The sequence below is a fragment of the Bdellovibrionota bacterium genome (genome assembly GCA_040386775.1).
Lineage (GTDB): Bacteria > Bdellovibrionota > Bdellovibrionia > Bdellovibrionales > JAEYZS01 > JAEYZS01.
This window is the reverse complement of sequence record JAZKEU010000012.1, coordinates 188954-206951: the sequence shown is the minus strand read 5'-3', so window position 1 is coordinate 206951 and position 17998 is coordinate 188954. Positions and strand designations below refer to the sequence as shown.

17 protein-coding genes are annotated in these 17998 nt (G+C 38.6%); 16 read left to right on the top strand and 1 reads right to left on the bottom strand.

What is annotated here, in order from left to right:
* Nucleotides 1-16: 16 nt before the first annotated feature.
* Together V4596_07750 and raiA are read left to right on the top strand one after the other, a co-directional pair.
* The gene (locus V4596_07750; protein MES2769023.1) at nt 17-412 is read left to right on the top strand and encodes a cell envelope biogenesis protein OmpA; all 396 of its coding nucleotides are present in this window, start codon (nt 17-19) and stop codon (nt 410-412) included.
* Nucleotides 413-530: 118 nt separating this feature from the next.
* On the top strand, nt 531-905 hold the full coding sequence (gene raiA, locus V4596_07745) for a ribosome-associated translation inhibitor RaiA (GenBank protein ID MES2769022.1): 375 nt from the start codon (nt 531-533) through the stop codon (nt 903-905).
* A gap of 17 nt (nt 906-922) precedes the next feature.
* Here the strand turns inward: raiA and V4596_07740 are convergent, their stop codons facing one another.
* Complete coding sequence (locus V4596_07740; GenBank protein ID MES2769021.1) at nt 923-3769, bottom strand: CHASE domain-containing protein; 2847 nt, start codon at nt 3767-3769, stop codon at nt 923-925.
* Nucleotides 3770-4004: 235 nt separating this feature from the next.
* Between V4596_07740 and metK the strand changes: the two genes are divergently transcribed.
* The 14 genes from metK to carA all read left to right on the top strand — a co-directional run bounded on the left by metK (nt 4005) and on the right by carA (nt 17981).
* Nucleotides 4005-5156 carry a methionine adenosyltransferase gene (metK, locus tag V4596_07735; GenBank protein MES2769020.1) on the top strand — a complete coding sequence of 384 codons (1152 nt, stop codon included), beginning with the start codon at nt 4005-4007 and terminating at the stop codon, nt 5154-5156.
* Between the two features lie 31 nt (nt 5157-5187).
* On the top strand, nt 5188-6987 hold the full coding sequence (gene lepA, locus V4596_07730; GenBank protein MES2769019.1) for a translation elongation factor 4: 1800 nt from the start codon (nt 5188-5190) through the stop codon (nt 6985-6987).
* A 49-nt stretch (nt 6988-7036) separates the two neighbouring features.
* Nucleotides 7037-7816: a signal peptidase I gene (lepB, locus tag V4596_07725; GenBank protein MES2769018.1), complete on the top strand. Its 780-nt coding sequence runs from the start codon at nt 7037-7039 to the stop codon at nt 7814-7816.
* 15 nt (nt 7817-7831) lie between these two features.
* The gene (gene lepB, locus V4596_07720; protein MES2769017.1) at nt 7832-8515 is read left to right on the top strand and encodes a signal peptidase I; all 684 of its coding nucleotides are present in this window, start codon (nt 7832-7834) and stop codon (nt 8513-8515) included.
* Nucleotides 8516-8619: 104 nt separating this feature from the next.
* Nucleotides 8620-8967, top strand: coding sequence for a hypothetical protein (locus V4596_07715; GenBank protein ID MES2769016.1), 348 nt, complete (start codon nt 8620-8622; stop codon nt 8965-8967).
* Between the two features lie 184 nt (nt 8968-9151).
* Entirely contained in the window at nt 9152-9694 is a 543-nt protein-coding gene (locus V4596_07710) for a hypothetical protein (protein ID MES2769015.1), read from the top strand.
* A 139-nt stretch (nt 9695-9833) separates the two neighbouring features.
* On the top strand, nt 9834-10436 hold the full coding sequence (locus V4596_07705) for a hypothetical protein (protein MES2769014.1): 603 nt from the start codon (nt 9834-9836) through the stop codon (nt 10434-10436).
* Between the two features lie 369 nt (nt 10437-10805).
* Nucleotides 10806-11579, top strand: coding sequence for a DUF4423 domain-containing protein (locus V4596_07700; protein ID MES2769013.1), 774 nt, complete (start codon nt 10806-10808; stop codon nt 11577-11579).
* A gap of 10 nt (nt 11580-11589) precedes the next feature.
* On the top strand, nt 11590-12660 hold the full coding sequence (locus V4596_07695; GenBank protein MES2769012.1) for a hypothetical protein: 1071 nt from the start codon (nt 11590-11592) through the stop codon (nt 12658-12660).
* A 54-nt stretch (nt 12661-12714) separates the two neighbouring features.
* Nucleotides 12715-13821: a hypothetical protein gene (locus tag V4596_07690; protein MES2769011.1), complete on the top strand. Its 1107-nt coding sequence runs from the start codon at nt 12715-12717 to the stop codon at nt 13819-13821.
* A gap of 210 nt (nt 13822-14031) precedes the next feature.
* The gene (locus V4596_07685) at nt 14032-14847 is read left to right on the top strand and encodes a TIGR02147 family protein (protein MES2769010.1); all 816 of its coding nucleotides are present in this window, start codon (nt 14032-14034) and stop codon (nt 14845-14847) included.
* Nucleotides 14844-15869: a hypothetical protein gene (locus V4596_07680; protein ID MES2769009.1), complete on the top strand. Its 1026-nt coding sequence runs from the start codon at nt 14844-14846 to the stop codon at nt 15867-15869. Before V4596_07685 ends, V4596_07680 begins: the two co-directional genes overlap by 4 nt.
* Nucleotides 15870-15990: 121 nt before the next feature.
* Nucleotides 15991-16911, top strand: coding sequence for an aspartate carbamoyltransferase catalytic subunit (locus V4596_07675; GenBank protein MES2769008.1), 921 nt, complete (start codon nt 15991-15993; stop codon nt 16909-16911).
* On the top strand, nt 16908-17981 hold the full coding sequence (gene carA, locus V4596_07670; protein ID MES2769007.1) for a glutamine-hydrolyzing carbamoyl-phosphate synthase small subunit: 1074 nt from the start codon (nt 16908-16910) through the stop codon (nt 17979-17981). Before V4596_07675 ends, carA begins: the two co-directional genes overlap by 4 nt.
* Nucleotides 17982-17998 lie beyond the last annotated feature (17 nt).

Here is a 17998-nt window from a genome sequence, read left to right as displayed (position 1 = left end):
GCTAGAATTTAATGATATGAAAAAACTAATATTATTATCTGTAGTGACCCTGTCTTTGGTTGGCTGTTCGTCTTCGCCAAAGCTTTATCCGAATCAGAAACTTCAGTCTGTAGGTAAAGAGCAGGCAGAAGCGGATATCGAAAAGTGTAAGGAACTAGCGGACAATTACTTGGAGTCTAGTAAGGGAAAGCAAGTGGCAAAGGGTGCTGGTAGCGGGGCCATAGTAGGTGCTGCCGTCGGTGGAGCCTTCGGTCTGCTAACCGGAAATTTCGGTAGAGGTTTAGGGCAAGGTGCAGTCATGGGCGGCGCTGGTGGTGCAGCGGGTGGAGCGATTTCACCGGATCAACTCAAGCGTAATTTCGTCAATAAGTGTCTCGCAGAGAGAGGTTACGAAGTCATTGGTTGGGATTAGTCTCATTTTGAGATTCTTTTAGACAGGCCTCAGGTCCAGTCCAGCAAACTCCGATAAATTATTATCAATAATACCTGTGGCTTTTGGTGAAACAGGTGCAACAGTAGGAGTCTCAGTCATGAAATGTGAATTTACATACATCAAGGTAGAGGGATCGGAGCATGTGGAAGGCCATGCGCAAACGCTCTTAAGTAAAGTTGAAAAGTTTATGACCGGGCCAATAAAAGGACACTTCACATTTTCTCAGGAAAAATTTAATCACAAAGTGGTCCTCACGCTGACGGCCAAAAATATTTATTATAAAGCCGAAGCCAAAGACGAAAATTTTTATAGCGCAATCGAAGACGCCGTAGAAAAAATGCATAAGCAATTGCATAAGAAAATGTCGAAAGTAAAGAACCACAAGATCAAGCATCCAGCCAAGGAATTAAATAATTTGATTTCTCTGGAAGACTACCGTGAAATGGTTCAAACGAGACGCAAATTAGGTTGATGTAATATTTCTTCTGACTATGCAGGAGCTAAAAACTTCTGCATAGTTTTTGCTAGTAAGTCCTTGTCTAATGGCTTAGTCAAATAATCGTCAAATCCACTTTGCAGAGCCCGATCTCTTTCGTCATTGATAGCATGAGCTGTTAATGCAATGATGGGCTTTTTAAAACCCAATTTCCTAAGCTGCTCAGTTGCAGAATACCCATCCAATATAGGCATCTGAATATCCATTAAAATCAAATCCGGGTTAAATTTTTCAACCTCGTCTATAGCTTCTTGTCCATTGTTGGAAATCTGTACCTGGGCCTGAAAAATTTTTAAATAATGTTGAATAAGAAACTGATTATCTACGGAATCTTCTACAACAAGAATTTTTTTATCGCTTAGATTAACCACTCCGCTCGAAGAAGAATTTTTAGGTTTCTCTTGAGTCCAATTCACTCTAATGGATTCATGATTTTCAGCTGGTTCAGCTGTGATTGTGAAAACAAATCGACTTCCTTTTAGAGGTTCACTCCATTCGATGTCCAGATCTCCACCCATTACGCGAGAAAGTTGGCGCGACAGAAGAAGGCCCAGACCACTGCCGCCATATTTACGAGTGGTAGAGGTATCAGCTTGAGAGAAAGGTTTAAAAAGTTTTGATTTTTGATCTTTAGAAATTCCGATACCAGTATCTTCAATTGTAAAAGCCAATTTAAATTCTTTATCATTATCAAGTGATCGTACAAATAAAGTCACACTTCCTTTTTCAGTGAATTTAATTGCGTTTCCGACAAGGTTTGTGATGATTTGTCTGAGCCTTGTGGGATCTGAAATAATGTTTTCTGGTAAATTCGCATCTTTATTTAAAGAGAGCAAAATACCTTTTTCTTTGGCTTTTAGATTTAAGAACGAAACCACATCGTCTAAGAATTTAGGTAAATTAAATTTAATTTTTTCTATCTCTAGGCGGTTAGCTTCAATTTTTGAAAGATCCAGGACTTCGCCTACGATTCGAGTGAGTTCTTCGCCATTTTTTTTAATCGTGCTTAAATATTCCGGTAAATTTTCAGGAAATTTAGTTTGTTTTTCCAATGCAAGGTCAGCATAGCCAATGATGATTCCGAGCGGAGTTCTAATTTCATGGCTCATATTTGCTAAAAAATTACTCTTAGCTTGATTGGCATCTTGTGCAGCTATTTGAGTTTCCCTCAACTCGGCATAGAGATTTGCGTTGTCCATCGCAACAGCTGCCTGTGCTGAAATGGCCTCTACAATTTTCTCCGCATTTTCTGTAAAAATTCCTGGCTCTGGATGGCCAAAAAATAATCCTCCTAGAACTTTTCCAGTTTTTGCAGATCTTACGGGTGCCGCGAGGTAACTACGGACAGGTAGATGTCCAGCGGGCATACCATGATAAGGTGCGCCCATTTTCCCATAGCGAGGGTCTTTTAAAATATCGTGCGAGCGAATAGTAGCGGCTCCATCAAAAGTCGGACCAAAAATTGCAGTCTTTCTAGGCATTGGAAATTTTGAGAAAGCTTCTGGTGGCGCGCCAGAGAGAGTGTAAAGAGTCAAAATTTCTCCTGTAGCGTCGATGGTATTGTAAAAAAAAGCGCCAAATTTTGCATCTGTTAGATCTGTCGCTGTGTCCGTCACCATCTGCACAATATCTTTTAAATCTGATTCCGCTTTTAAATTCAGTCCAATTTTAGAAATGAGCTCCACCATTCTTTTTTCATCAGCGAGCTCATGCTCTGCCTTTTGTCTAAGCTCTATATCTTTCATTAGCATACGACTTTGATTTTTAGAAAGTAAAAGTATTAAGGTAATTAAGCAGCTGATAATAAATCCAAAAATCGCAGCGTAGAGAGGAAATCTATAAATTTCTATCGGCGTGAATCCTGATAAAGAAGAAAAGTGAATTGTCCACTTAAGGTTTCCAACATCGACCTCTGTAGTTTTGAGAATTGTTCTGCCCCAAATTCCATTTTCTTTGGTTTGGGGTTCGTCGATAGTTTTAAAAATCAACTGATCTTGAGACGGCGCTTCATTGGAATTGTGGATTCCCTCATAAATTTCCATATGAAATTGTTTTTTTTGGCCATTATGAAGTGCTGATAAAAAATTAAAAAATACTTCAGATCTATAAGTGCTATAAACAAATCCGGCAATAGCAGCGCGGCGTTCTTCAGGAGTATCTATAGGCATATTGGATTTAAAATAAGGAACATAAATAATAAAACCTTGTTTGCGTTGGTTATCGCTCCCTCTCATAAATTCCAATCGTGGAGTAGCGGAAGGTCTGCCGCTCTCAATAGCTCTATCCATGGCAGCTCGTCGATTTGGCTCACTGTAGGTATCGTATCCCATTGCTTTACGTACAATTTCATCCATGGGATGAAAGGCTGCTACAGGATAATGAACCTCGTTCTGGAGATGATTTTTGTTTTCTCCTCCATGAATTTTGTAGCCTGGAAAATCTCTTTGAGAAATTTTTCTTTCAAATATAGGAATTTCGTTGGTTAAAATTTTGGGAGTATAGCCAATTCCTCGGATGCCAGGAAAGTTTTCGTCAAGCTTGAGGGCTTCAATAAATGTATCGAATTTTTTCAACGTGATATCCGGATAAATTTTTAAAAGACTTCGAGTGTGATATAGAGAAGCAATATAAATTTCAAATCGTTGCTCAATAGTGGCAGTCAGACTTCGTGTTAAACGCTCAAAGCGCGCTTCTTGTTCGGAAATATAGCGCTGATAAGAGTAAAATGTAGCTAGGGCAGTCAGTGATATACACAAAAGAAAGATACACCAGACCGGGATGCGTGCTGCCGATTTTTGCATTTTAATTAGAGATTTTTCAGACTTACTGAAGTTCTTCATTCCATTCTCGCTTTAGATGAACATTAGGAGACCAATGCATAGAGCAAACTTGCATAAAGAATTGAGATTATGGGTACCTATAAAATCAGTCAATATTCCAAGAGTGTAAAAAATGTCGCAAGCTGTTTAAGCTTACGATATTACAACGCATCGTGTTTTTTACATACAAAGCCTCAATATATAGCTAGAACTGTTTTTTCATAAATCACAGACATTTTTACGGAGAATAAAGTCCATGAAAGATTACTTTTTTACCAGTGAATCCGTTTCCGAAGGTCACCCAGATAAGGTTGCTGACCAGATCAGCGATGCCATCTTAGATAGTATTCTTGCTCAAGATGCAAAAGCCCGCGTTGCTTGTGAAACTATGGTATCAACGGGAAGAGCCATAGTCTCTGGAGAAATCACAACATCTGCAAATGTTGATTTCGAAAAAATCGTTAGAAAAACTATTCAAGATATCGGTTATGATGATCCGGCTTTAGGTTTCGATGACAAATCCTGCCAATTTTACAACTTTATCGGAAAGCAAAGTCCTGACATCGCAATGGGCGTTGATCGTGTGAACGAAGATCAGGGTGCTGGCGATCAAGGAATCATGTTTGGTTATGCTGTAAATGAAACTCCAGAATTTATGCCGCTCACAATCAGCTATGCTCACAAACTTGTTGAAGACCTAGCAAAAATTAGAAAAAGCAAAAAAGTAAATTTCTTAAGACCAGACTCGAAGAGCCAAGTGACATTCGAATACAAAAACGGTGTTGCGACTAGATTGGACTCAGTGGTGATTTCAACTCAGCACTCAGAAGATGTAACTCTTGAGCAATTGAGAGAATTTATCGTTGAAGAAGTTGTTAAAAAAACAATTCCTTCAAAATGGTTCGATGCTAAAACAAAATTTTATATCAACCCAACCGGTAGATTTGTTATCGGTGGTCCAACAGGGGACTGTGGTCTCACGGGCAGAAAGATCATCGTAGACACTTACGGTGGTCATGGAGCTCATGGTGGCGGTGCATTCTCTGGTAAAGATCCATCAAAGGTGGATAGATCAGCTGCTTACGCAGCAAGAAATGTTGCGAAGACCATCGTAGCGGCAGGATTAGCGGAAAAGTGTTTGATCCAATTGTCATACGCGATTGGTGTGGCCCATCCACTTTCGGTGATGGTACAAGATTACGGAACTGCAAAAGTAGATGTTAAAAAAATCGAAGGAGCTGTTTCAAAACTTTGGGATTTAAGACCAGCAGCGATCACAAAACAATTTGATTTGATAAAACCAAAATATTTAAAGACAGCAGCATATGGCCACTTTGGACGCAATGAAGATTCGTTCACTTGGGAAAAAACAGACAAAGCACAAGCTCTTAAAGATCTTGTGAAGTAACTACGAACATCTTTAGAAACGTTAGGATTCAATGGACCCGAAGTTTATCCGCAATTTCTCTATCATCGCTCATATTGATCATGGCAAGTCGACGCTTGCCGATTCTCTTTTGAAAGCAACAAATTCTTTAACCGACAGAGAGATGAAAGCCCAATTCCTAGACAACATGGATCTTGAGCGTGAGCGTGGAATCACAATCAAAGCTCAAACGGTTCGCTTGATGTTTCCTTCCAAAGACGGAAACACTTATGAGTTGAATTTGATTGATACTCCGGGGCACGTGGATTTCAACTACGAAGTTTCCCGATCTCTTGCCGCTTGTGAGGGCGCAGTCCTAGTGGTGGATGCAGCTCAAGGTGTCGAAGCACAAACTCTCGCAAACGTCTATCTTGCGATCGATAACAATTTAGAAATTATTCCTGTACTCAATAAAATTGATCTTCCATCTGCAGACCCCAAAGGTGTTTGCCAACAGATCGAAGACACAATTGGACTGGATACATCAGAAGCCATTATGGCTTCTGCAAAAGAAAATATCGGTATCGTAGAAATCTTAGAAGCTGTTGTCGCAAAAGTTCCTCATCCAAAAGGTGATGGTAAAGCAGTTCTTAGGGCTTTGATTTTTGACTCTTGGTTCGATTCCTATCAGGGCGTTGTAGTTTTGGTTAGAGTTGTCGATGGTACCGTTAAAAAAGGTGACCGAGTAAAATTCATGGCAACAGATAAAGACTACGAAGTTTTAAAACTCGGAGCATTTACACCGTTCGTAGAAGAGCAAGCCACACTCAATGACGGTCAAGTGGGCTTTATCATTTGCGGTATCAAAGACATCAGAGACGTAAAAGTGGGTGACACAGTTACGATGGCAAAACACTCGGCGACAGAACAGCTAGCGGGATTCAAAGTTGTAAAGCCAATGGTATTCTCAGGAATTTTCCCAATCGACTCTACAGATTATGACAAGCTCAGAGATTCTCTCGATAAATTATGCTTAAACGATTCTTCACTCACATTTGAATTGGAAACTTCAGCAGCATTGGGGTTGGGTTTCCGTTGTGGATTCTTAGGGCTTCTTCATATGGAGATTGTTCAAGAAAGATTAGAAAGAGAATTCAATCTTGATCTTATCACGACAGCGCCGAGCGTGGTTTACCACATCACAACCACTGATGGTGTGGAAATGAGAATCGAAAACCCCGCAAATCTTCCAGACGTTACTAAAATTTTGAAAATGGAAGAGCCATGCATTAAGGCGACAATTCATACTCCGAAAGATTACGTGGGTGGGGTTTTAAAACTTTGTGAAGACAAGCGTGGCCATCAAATTAAAATGGAATTCGTCAACGCGAGCAAAGTGATCATTGAGTATAAACTTCCGTTGAACGAAATGGTTATGGATTTCTATGACCGCTTAAAATCAATTTCTAAAGGTTACGCTTCAATGGATTATGAACTTGCGGGTTATGAGGAATCTGATCTAGTAAAACTCGATGTATTGATCAACGGAGATCCCGTGGATGCGCTATCACTCATCGTTCATAGATCAAAAGCACAAAACCGTGGTCGTCTACTTACAGCAAAGATGAAAGAAGCAATCCCAAGACAACAATTCCAAATTGCAATCCAAGCGGCCATTGGTGCCAAGATCGTAGCTAGGGAAACGGTTGCGGCCTTAAGAAAAGACGTTACCGCTAAATGTTACGGTGGTGATATTTCTAGAAAGAGAAAGCTCCTCGAGAAGCAAAAAGAAGGTAAGAAGCGCATGAAGCAAATCGGCAGCGTGGATTTACCTCAAGAAGCTTTCCTTGCAATCCTAAAAGTAGAGGAATAGGATATTTTTATCAACCTTCACCTTTAGAGTAAGATAAGTAGGAAACAAGATGGACAAATTAAAAGCATTTTTCTCAGTGTTATTTGGTAAAGCTCCTAAAACTGATAATAAAAAAGGTACTTTCTCGGATGGAATTGGCTCTTTAGCTTTGGCCATCGGTGTAGCACTTTTTATAAGATGGGCCTTGATCGAGGCTTATGTGATTCCATCAGGAAGTATGCTTCCATCGCTTTTAATTCATGATCATATCTTTGTAAACAAGTTCATCTACGGAATTAGAGCACCTTTCAGCAAAAAATGGATGGTTAAATTTGCTCAACCGAAAAGAGGCGAAGTCTTAGTTTTTAGATACCCTCAAGATGAAAGCACATTCTACATCAAAAGAATCATTGGTCTTCCTGGCGATGTGATCCGTTATGAAGATGGAAACTTATTTATCAACGATGCTAAGGTTGAAAAACAAGCGCCAACAGAGGATCAAGAAAAATCCATGAACGGCGTGGCTGAAGGCGATGTTCCGGGCGGAAAGGCCGACTACGTGCATTTTATCGAAGATTTAGAAAATTATCCGCACAGCACTCTTCTTAGAAGAGGTTGGTACCATATGAGTGTTGGTCCTATTACCGTTCCTCCAGACAGTCTATTTGTGATGGGTGATAACCGTGACAACTCTGCTGATAGCCGTGTGTGGGGCTTTGTACCGAATGAAAACATCATTGGCAGAGCAATGTTTGTATGGCTCTCTTGCGATGAAACATTGCCGGTATTGACGTTCCTTTGTAACCCTATTGAAGTTCGTTGGAAAAGGTTCTTTCATCCAATTCATTAGGATAATTTTTTTAGCATGAGAAAATACACTGTAAGATCTAGGAAATTTTATCGAAGTTACCTGGAAGCTTTAGCGATCACTTTGATTGTGGGAGTTATTCTTAGACTTTTCGTTATAGCTCCTTACAAGATTCCAACAAGTACGATGATGCCAGCACTTTTTTCTGGGGATTATGTTTTTGTTTTTAAACTTCCTTACGGCGCAAAAATTCCTTTCTTCAAAAAAACTGGCGAGATTCAAAAAATTGAAAGAGGCGATGTCGTTTTATTCTCTTACAGTCGCGATCCTGATACCAAATTCATCAAAAGAGTTTTGGGATTACCGGGAGATAAAATTGAGTATAAAAACCGAGAGCTTGTTATCAATGGACAGGTTTTAGGTTATGAACTTTTGGACTCAGCACCTTTTACCGCAATTAAAAGTTCCGAAGATCTCGATTTTTACAGTGAAAGTCTTAATGGTGGTTCAAAATATACAGTTATCTACAATAAAGATCACAAACCGGAGGAATTAGGACCGATAGTTGTTCCCGAGGGTGAAGTTTTCCTTTTGGGTGATCACCGCGATAACAGCGACGATTCAAGGTACTGGGGAATGGTGCCCAAAAAGAATTTGGATGGGCAAGTTGTCCTAGTGTGGTTTTCCGTGGATCCAGAAACTTCTAAAGTAAGATGGAATAGAGTTTTCCGAGGTCTTTGAATCTACAAAGGCCGACTTGATTTCCTTTAATTCAAAATTATTTGACCATTGACACCTGATTTGTCGAATTTTAATGTTGTCTCTAAAATAAACAGGGGAGAGTTATGAAAGTTGTATTTTTGTTTGTATTCACCATATTGGCAGGCTCAGTTTCTTACGCTAATTCAGATCAAGATAAATCACTAAAAGTTTTAAGAGCAGCTTGTAATGCTTCAAATTACTGGGACAAGCACCGAAATCTTCCAGATACAGATGGTTCACCAAATAACGTTTCTTGGTGTTATGCGCGTGGGACGGAATTAATTCTTAAAGGAATCAAAGGCACTGAATTAGTTGAAGGCGCATGCAAAGTTGTTATTTTTAGCTGGCCCAAAAACGATGGTGTTTGGAAAACAGAGTGTGTGGCTGCTGGCTACAAAGAATTACTAACGCAAGAACCGGTGTCTAAGTAAATCCAGATCAATATTACACCTCAGGCATGCAATGCAACACCGCTGGCGGTGTTGCTACGTTTCTTAAGCGTATACATTAAATCTGCAAATCATTTTCTAGGACTTTAATGACCGGGCTCTGATTCAAAATCATTCCGATGTTGACCTATAGTTTGTCCCAAAGATATGACGTGAATAGCATTTTGTGATACGTCCAGAAAAGGAATTAACAGTGGTCTTTAAATTAGATAAAGAAATCAGAAATAAAAAATTCGAAGGAAAATCCTTGGGTGAAATAATCCTTAGTTTGAAGGAAGATGATGTCTATTTAAACGAAGAATATGTAAAAAAACAATTTTTAAATACTGCACCTAAAAATATTTTTGATAAATATCAAATTCGATTAAAAGTGTTGGCCGCAATTACCGTTGTATATATCTTTACTCTTATTTTTGGAGCTTATTACTTTAAACTATCTAATATCTGGGCTTTAACATGGTTCCCAATAGGTTTTGTTGTCACTAGATTAGTGAATGGCATTAACACTAACCTATTTTGGAGTGTTTTATTATTATGTATTTTAAACTTGGGTTTAAGTTTTTCTATTTTTAACGAGGTGGATTTCGAGGATACTAGCATTGGAATACGGGCCTATTTAGCAGTTTTACTCATACTCTCAGCATATGTAGCATTAGAACCAATTTTGGTACGAAGAGGACTTTTTAATCCAAAAATATTCGTGAACTAATCCCTACATTTTTATTCACTCAACCATCTGCAAATCGCTGACTTATTGGTCGGCGTTTGCATTTGCGGCGCCGTAGAAACTCTGTGTCAATCGAGCTGATTTTGATTCACAAAAAGTCTACTTAGACTAGGCTATCTTTATGTTTAAAAAAATATTTTTAATTATTTTATCGTTTCAATTAGTTCAATGTACGTCCACGAAAAAATTTGATCAGAAAATCAGTGAACAGAATTGTGAAGAGGCCTTTGATATAGTTCCCGAAAAACAAACAGATTTTCGATTGATTTCCAAAGTGGAAGAGCTGTCAAAGACGCTGATGTCTTATTCGGCTACGGGGGCTGCTTACACAGTTCAAGTATTATGGGATGTGACTGCAACAACTGGGGCTGCTGTTATTTTATGTGCACCTACAATTGCGGTACAAGCAGCGGCTTCCCAAAATCCAGATTCTCGTACCTCCATTGGATTGTGCATACCTGCAGATATTAAAAAAGTTCAAGCTCCATATCTAGGAAGAGAGACTTACAAAAAAACTAAAAAATGGAGATGCCCAGACGTAGACGGAATTAGTCGATCTATTCGCAAAGTCGCTCAATGCTATGCTGATCGTAACCAAAAAGATGATCGCACAAAAGCCTTCAAAGCGTTGGAGTCCGTTGCAAATTCTGGTTCATTTTATAAATGCATATCAGATACAGAACGTGAATCATTTGAAAAAGATTACTCTGCTTTAAATCAATAATAGACCTAGAAACTTCAAAAATCAGATGGAATCGTGTGCCCCGCAAGATCTCCAATTGAAACAACCTTGTCCGGATTTTAATTCCGTCCATGACCTAGAACTTTAAAGATATTCTCTTAAGATGACTTAAACTGATTCAAAATCTGCAGCAAAAGCCACAAAATTTTCAAAACGATTAAAGCAACACTCAAAATCTGACGAAATACTCTATAGGTTGTATAGCGCATTCGTAACCTCCTGGTATAGTCCAAGGTGTTTCATCCAAAAAAACTGAGTATTCTATAAATTGTTCAGAGTTGAGTACTCTTCGTCCTCACTATAAGTACATTTGAATTGCGGTGTTTAATCGAGGCTGTTACAACGCCCTTCATGAGATTAACAAAGAACCAAATAATCAATCTTCGTGCTGAACTCCAAAGAGAGTTTGTGAAGCGCCGTAAAAGTAATCGTAGTTATTCACTGCGAGCTTATGCAAAGTACTTGGATGTAGATCAATCTCTGCTTTCCAAGCTAATGAATGGTCAGCGCACCATAAGTACGACAATCGCCGAAAAAATTACGCCAAAGCTTAAGATCAAACCTTCTGAGGCGGCGGGTTTCTTTTATCCATTCAATACATCTGAAAGTATTCAATACCAGCAGATGGCCGATGACCAAGTGAGTGTATTGGCAGAGTGGTCACATTTTGCAATTTTGGAGCTCATTAAAACAAAAAATTTCAAAATGGATATAAAATGGATTTCCGATCGACTGGATCTCCACCCAACGGAAATTCAAGAATCTATCGAGCGCCTTCTTCGTATGGGCTACTTGAAAATTGAAAAAAATAAAGTTGTCCTTCTCAAGCCCAACAACAATTGGACCAATACAGCGGCAACAACTGTAGCGAGACAAGAGCTGCAAAAGTCTCTTCTGGCTAAAGCCCAAGTAGCAGTTGAAGATGTAGAATTTCAAAAGCGTGATCATGGGTCTTTAACCGTTGCGGTGAGGAAAGATCGGGTTCTTGAATTTAAAGAAAAATTACAAAAAATTAGAGATGAATTAGACGCGTACTTTCAACCATCTGCAGATGACGGAAAGTATGATGAGGTTTACCAACTCACTGTCTCGTTTTTCCCACTAACCAAAGAAACAAAAAAATAAGGAGTAATTTATGAAAATAAAAAAATTGAGCATTTGTGCATTGGTACTAATACTGGCATCGGCGAGTGTATCGTATTCTGGCGAGTCCGAAATAAAGCCAGTTTACAAAGGTCAGAGTGGTAATGGATCGAGTAATAGTGGAGATCCATATGATGTGCATGCAGTAACTTTCCCAGACAAGGATAAGTTAAATAAAGCTATGGAGCTTGCTGAAAAAAAGCTTCTCAGTTCTAATCTTTCTAATTCTCTAATCACTTCTACTATAGCTGAAATGAAGAAACTGGCCGCAGATGATAAATATCTTTATTTAGAGAGTTTAGTTTTATTGAAAGAAAAAATGTCTAGTGCTGACTCAGAAGCTGCGAAAATTTTCACTGGCTTTGGTGCATTAACAGAGCCATTTGAGGGGACCATCATTTACTTCAGCAAGCGTGCGCTTGAGTATGATCTCGAAGCTTTTACAAAACATCTAATTCATGAGCTTCTCCATCATAGCTTAGATTACAATCTTTCTACAGATGAAGAGCTTGTGGAGTTGATCGCTCAGCAAGTTATGCTAGGCAAAGTTGAGCCTGAGATTCTTTTGGCTATTTCTAAAGGAATTTACATTAGAGAAGGCGTGGTTCGTGCTAGTCAAATTCTTGAATATTGGAATCGCATACCTGTTGTAAATTCCAAACTTGAGACCAGAGCGTTTAAAGTATGTTTACAAAATTTAAATAAGAAGAAGAAGACAAAAGAAATGGAGGAGTTTGTCGTACGTGTATGCCTGGAAGCTGCACGCTATGGGATAAATGGAGTTAATATGATAACGAAATTAAAATCAGAAAACGTTTGGAATCTGCCTGTAGATTTTGTGTCTGAAGTTGTGTCTGAAGAAATAGAGCGAGTGGAGGGTTATCAAGGTATAACGATTACACATGTGCGTGGATACAAGGCGATTAGAAAAATGGTGATGGATCTAGGTTATCAGGATCCTCTTAATAGATGGTCTGACATTTTTTGTAAGAAAAAACGAACTCTTTTTACAGGAAGATGCAATGGTACGGATAGAGTTCTAATGAAAGATTTATTTCAGTAAAAGCTAGATGTTAGTTTGCAACAGATAACCAAAGAAAAAATTAAGGAGTAACTTATGAAAATAAAAAAATTGAGCATTTGTGCACTGACATTAATGCTGGCATTGGCGGGTAAAGCCCATTCTGGTGAGCCAGAAAAGAAACCTATCTATGAAGGGCAAAGTGGAAATGGTTCAAGCGGAGATCCATACTTAATTGCTGTGACGAGTTTCCCAGATAAACAAAAATTAGAGGAAGCTATGAAGCTTGCGGAAAATAAACTTTTAAATTCAAACTTACCGCAATCATTAATCAACTCTACGATATCTGAAATGAAAAGCTTAGCCTCAAAAAATAAATATGTATACCTAGAGAACATCGCCTCATGGCCGACGTCTACTAGTTATGCGCGCAAGAATAAACAAAGAATTATTGGCTATGGCGCTGTTACAGAGCCATATGAAGGAAGTGTGATTTTTTTTAGTAAGCGCGTACTAGATTATGATTTAGAAAGTTTTACTAAACTTTTAATCCACGAGATTTTGCATCACACGCTCAGATATTCTTTATCTCAAGATGAAGAATTGGTTGAGTTGTTTGCCAAGCAAATCATGATTGGCCAATTACAGCCAGAGCTCGTTTCGGCAATTTCAAAAGGCATTTATATTAGAGAAGGAGTTGTTCCTGTTCGCCAAATTTTTGAATATTGGGATAGGATCCCTGAGACCAATGGAAAAATGGGTAGCAAATCAACGGAAGTATGTCCAATACGACAAAAAGGAGACCCTTTTGGATTGAAGCTATGCCTTGAGGGTGCATCTTTTGGAGTAGGTGGCATGAATATGGAGCGACAATTAAGCGTTATGCATATGCAGGAACAATTAAACGCAAAAAACTTTAATAATTTACCAGATGGAAGTGTAGAAAATGCGTGGGATTTACCTCTTGTATCTGTATCATACGCTCTTGGTAGAGAAATTGCTCGAGTTTATGATTATAAAGTCACTCTTCCTGACATGGCAAAGGCATATGAGGGGTATGAAGTGATTCGACAAATGGCCTTGGACCTAGGTTATGCAGATCCACTAAAAAAATGGCCAAATAAATTCTGTAAGAAAAAACCAAGATTTTTTGGTGGTTGTCGTAAAGCTGACGAAATTCTAATGAAAGATTTATTTCAGTAAAGGTATGTTTTCTTAGCTAGACCAGTTTTGGTTTGGCCCACCATGGACACTTGTAACGGGTTTAAATTCTGTCGAACTTAAACCCGTTAATCTTCGAATCCTCTGCGTTAATCCAATATAATTAAGTATTTACCAAAATGTTCCAGGTCTCGCAGAACACTATGTTCCGTTTGATCTTGATTCCTAAAATGAAGTTCGTATGCTATTTACATGTCGAGCTACAAAAGTGTAATTAAAAATCATTTCCAAAATAGGATTAAAAAAAATCCTAGATATTCTTTGCGTGCCTATGCAAGAGACTTAGATATTCCTGTCAGCCGGTTGTCTGATATCTTGAATGCTAAGAGTGGCCTGTCTTTAGTCAACGCTGAAAAAATAGCTAAGAACTTGAACCTTTCACAGAAAGAAAAAGAATTATTTTTAAATCAGGTCCTTGCGGCCCATGGCAGAAGTGATAAAACCAGAAAAATTGCTAAAAAATATATAGCTGAAACTAAAGAAAAAGATTTGGGCTTTTCTGAAATAAACTTAGATACTTTTAAAATTATTTCTGATTGGTATCACTATGCAATTTTAGATTTGGTGGAAACCCATTCTTTTACTGAAGATAGCAAATGGATATCGGATCGTTTAAATGTAAGTAAATTTCAAGTCGATCAGGCGCTGAGAAGATTAAAAAAGCTCAATTTGCTTGAAGCCAAGAAAGACAAAATAAAAGGCCTTAACAAAACAATAACAACCCCTAGCGATATTCCTTCCCAGGCCATCAAAGATTTCCATCGACAAATTTTAGAAAAAGCCATCGAAGCAATAGATTTTCAAAGCGTTGAAGAGAGAGATATAACGACGATTACCATTCCTTTAGATCTGACTTTGATGAAAGAATTAAAGAGTAAAATCAAAAATTTTCGAAGAGACATTAACAATTGGGTCAAATCTCACAACCTAAGACCTGAAGAAGTTTATTGCTTAAATTTTAATTTATTTAGATTAACAAAAAAATACAAAGAAGGGGAGAAGGTATGAAGAATATTATATGGATGTTATTTTTTATTATTACTACTGGCGCCGTGGCCGGAGAAGTAGGCAATGGAGGAGATCCATTGAGAATCCTATTTGAAGAAGCTCGAAGCTATACTGCCGAAAGAGTGCAAAGTGCTAAGTCCTGTGCCTTCAGTGTGGATGTGAATCCAGAAGTTGTATCTTGGATTATGAAAAATAAAGAGCAACTGGCGTCGGATATCATGAAGAGCCCTCATGTGTGGATTACGGATGAGCAAAGTACGTGTGCTTTTACGCAATCAAATCCTAATTCGACAGTCATATTGTCTTTTGAATCTTGCCGTCCTGGTATTAAAAGTATCAATGATGCAATAACTATCTTGGCCCATGAATCTGTACATCATTTTGATATTGCTGACGAGTCTTTTGCAGATCAAGTGGGTCAAGCGATCGAGTCTATCGGAAATAATTGCACTTGTGATCCTATTCCAAGCAATGATCCTTTTGATCCAGCAAGTTGTCCTGGCAACTCTTTATCGGAGAGAGATCTTTTAAGCAAAATTCCACTTCCAAATCAAACTGCAAAATGGGTAGGTAAGTTTAAAGTGCATAAGCGTATGCGCACATGCTACTTCGAAAATCATTGCTCTCCATGGACGGACAACGTGGATGATGGTGGTTTTATGCTTAAAGATCCACATAATGGTGGGGGGTATTCTGCGCAGACTTTGGGATCAGCAGCAGTTCAGCTGGTAAATAATAAACCTCAATTCAAGTTGGTGAGTGAAGTCCATAGTAATAGTGCCGGCCGTTGGATTATGAAGTATGACATTAGTAATTTTAGTCTTGTCAGTTCTGAGGCCTCAGATACTACCTATAATGCTTTATTTGTAGGAAACAGAAATCTGCACTGGAAGCCAGTAATTGGAAAAATAACGAATACTTGTTTTAGACAAGGGATATCAGGTCGAAGTGTTAGACTGGATGCTAACGGAAACAACATACTGGTAGAGTATGAAACAGTAATCCTTTCTCAATTTGATTAGGCGATGATTGGAGCGTTGGCTTGTGCTAACGCTCTTTAACGCACAATATTGATTTTTATCGTATTAGCTTTAGATTATTTTCTATAGACACCAAAAATCTTTGCAGATACGATGAATTTTAATGTCCTTCCATAACCGACATTTCATCAATTTCATAAATTCTAAACAAGATGATATTCTATTCCTTTTTGATAAGGCGGATAAGCTAGCGCCACACTATAAATATCAAAATAAGAATGCGTGTTTGTTGTTCTTTGAACCTTCGACCAGAACTCAGATCAGTTTTGACTTGGCCGTGAGAGATTGCGGAATGCAATCGGTGACTTTCAACCCAGAATCCAGCTCACTTAAAAAAGGCGAAACAGTTCTGGATACACTTTTAAACCTTGAGGCCATGGGTTTTGATTTATTTATCATTCGACATGGTTACCCTGATGAGAATTTAAAAGATTTATCAGCGCACATCAACGCTCCTATCATCAACGCGGGAGAGGGAATGAGTGGGCATCCGACCCAGGCTCTTCTTGATTGCTATACAATTTCAAAAGAAAGAAAAAATCTTAAAGGTGAGAAGGTTCTTTTTGTAGGGGATATCAAGCACTCTAGAGTTGTTCAATCCAACATTGAATTGATGAAAATCTTGGGCATAGAAGTAGCCCTGTGTGCACCAGAAGGATTTTTACCTCTAAAAGGTAAATATGATGGCATCAAAATCTTTGATAAACTTGAAGAAGGCATGGAATGGGCAACCGTTTTAATGTCTTTAAGAACTCAATTTGAAAGACACGAAGAATTTGGAAATGGAATCCAATCCTATGCCAAACTCAAAGAAAATTTCGTAAAAAATTACTCCATCACAGAGCAAAGACTAAAAAATTGGAAAAAAGACGGTATCATTATGCATCCGGGACCATTCAACCGTGGAATCGAGATTCAATCTGAAATTTTAGATGATCCAAGGAACTGCATTTTCAAACAAGTAGAGAATGGTAGAAAAATTAGACGAGCTCTAATTGATTCCATTATCGGAGACGGCAGATGAGTAAGAAGAATGGTTTTCTTGTTTTGGAGTCCGGCGAAACTTTTCAAGGTGAGTGGATATCAGGTCCCGATAAAGCAGGGGAAGTCGTTTTCAATACTTCGCACTCGGGTTTTGAAGAGATGGCGACCGACCCATCGTACTTTTCTCAAATTTTAGTCTGTACGGCTTCACAGCAAGGAAACTATGGAGCAGACCCAGCGGTTTGGGAGTCTGATAAAGTTCATATTCAAGGTTTTATTGCCTTGGAAATTCAAAACTCGGATCGCGAAAAAACTTGGGTCAAAACCTTAGAAAAAAATAATGTCCCTATATTTCATAAGGTAGACACCCGAAAGCTTACGATGTCTTTACGAAAAGGCACGCAGTGGGGAGCGCTAGTTCAGTCAGAAACAAAGGCAGAGGCCTTAGAAAAATCTCAGAGCTTAATTGCTAAGGCAAAAAACATTGATCCCGACTGGGCATTCTTAGTGTCTAAAAAACAAAAAGAAATCCGCAAAGGCGCAAAAAAGAACGGCCTTAGAATTGCCATGATCGATTATGGTGTAAAAGAAAATATTCTTAGAGAAACATTGGCTCTCGTAGAAGAAGTTTGTATTTTTCCCTCGCGTACCTCTCATAAAGAAATTCTTGATTACAAGCCGAGTGGAATTATTTTATCTAACGGCCCAGGCGATCCGGCTCTGGTAGAAAAAAGCGTAGATACAATTAAAGCGCTTTTGGGAGTGAAACCCATCTTTGGTATTTGCATGGGGCATCAATTACTTTCGTTAGCCTTGGGTGGGAAAACTTATAAATTAAAATTCGGACACCGCGGTGCAAATCATCCCATCAAAGACAATATTGCCCAGAAAATATACATGACAAGTCAGAACCATGGATATGCCGTGGATGCTAAAAGCTTGAGCATGGATATAGACGTTACTCACGTCAATTTGTACGACAATACTGTTGCTGGAATTAGGAGCAAGAAGTGGAATGCGCTCAGCGTTCAATTCCACCCGGAGAATAGTCCTGGACCACGAGATGCTAGATATTTGTTTGAACATTTCGTAGAGTTGTTAGGGCGATAAATAGTGATTCGCGAAGA

Bases quoted from the DNA above. Each gene is read 5' to 3' on its own strand.
- V4596_07750 (MES2769023.1), top strand. From the start codon at position 17: ATGAAAAAACTAATATTATTATCTGTAGTGACCCTGTCTTTGGTTGGC.
- raiA (MES2769022.1), top strand. From the start codon at position 531: ATGAAATGTGAATTTACATACATCAAGGTAGAGGGATCGGAGCATGTG.
- V4596_07740 (MES2769021.1), bottom strand. From the start codon at position 3,769: ATGAAGAACTTCAGTAAGTCTGAAAAATCTCTAATTAAAATGCAAAAA.
- metK (MES2769020.1), top strand. From the start codon at position 4,005: ATGAAAGATTACTTTTTTACCAGTGAATCCGTTTCCGAAGGTCACCCA.
- lepA (MES2769019.1), top strand. From the start codon at position 5,188: ATGGACCCGAAGTTTATCCGCAATTTCTCTATCATCGCTCATATTGAT.
- lepB (MES2769018.1), top strand. From the start codon at position 7,037: ATGGACAAATTAAAAGCATTTTTCTCAGTGTTATTTGGTAAAGCTCCT.
- lepB (MES2769017.1), top strand. From the start codon at position 7,832: ATGAGAAAATACACTGTAAGATCTAGGAAATTTTATCGAAGTTACCTG.
- V4596_07715 (MES2769016.1), top strand. From the start codon at position 8,620: ATGAAAGTTGTATTTTTGTTTGTATTCACCATATTGGCAGGCTCAGTT.
- V4596_07705 (MES2769014.1), top strand. From the start codon at position 9,834: ATGTTTAAAAAAATATTTTTAATTATTTTATCGTTTCAATTAGTTCAA.
- V4596_07700 (MES2769013.1), top strand. From the start codon at position 10,806: ATGAGATTAACAAAGAACCAAATAATCAATCTTCGTGCTGAACTCCAA.
- V4596_07695 (MES2769012.1), top strand. From the start codon at position 11,590: ATGAAAATAAAAAAATTGAGCATTTGTGCATTGGTACTAATACTGGCA.
- V4596_07690 (MES2769011.1), top strand. From the start codon at position 12,715: ATGAAAATAAAAAAATTGAGCATTTGTGCACTGACATTAATGCTGGCA.
- V4596_07685 (MES2769010.1), top strand. From the start codon at position 14,032: ATGTCGAGCTACAAAAGTGTAATTAAAAATCATTTCCAAAATAGGATT.
- V4596_07680 (MES2769009.1), top strand. From the start codon at position 14,844: ATGAAGAATATTATATGGATGTTATTTTTTATTATTACTACTGGCGCC.
- V4596_07675 (MES2769008.1), top strand. From the start codon at position 15,991: ATGTCCTTCCATAACCGACATTTCATCAATTTCATAAATTCTAAACAA.
- carA (MES2769007.1), top strand. From the start codon at position 16,908: ATGAGTAAGAAGAATGGTTTTCTTGTTTTGGAGTCCGGCGAAACTTTT.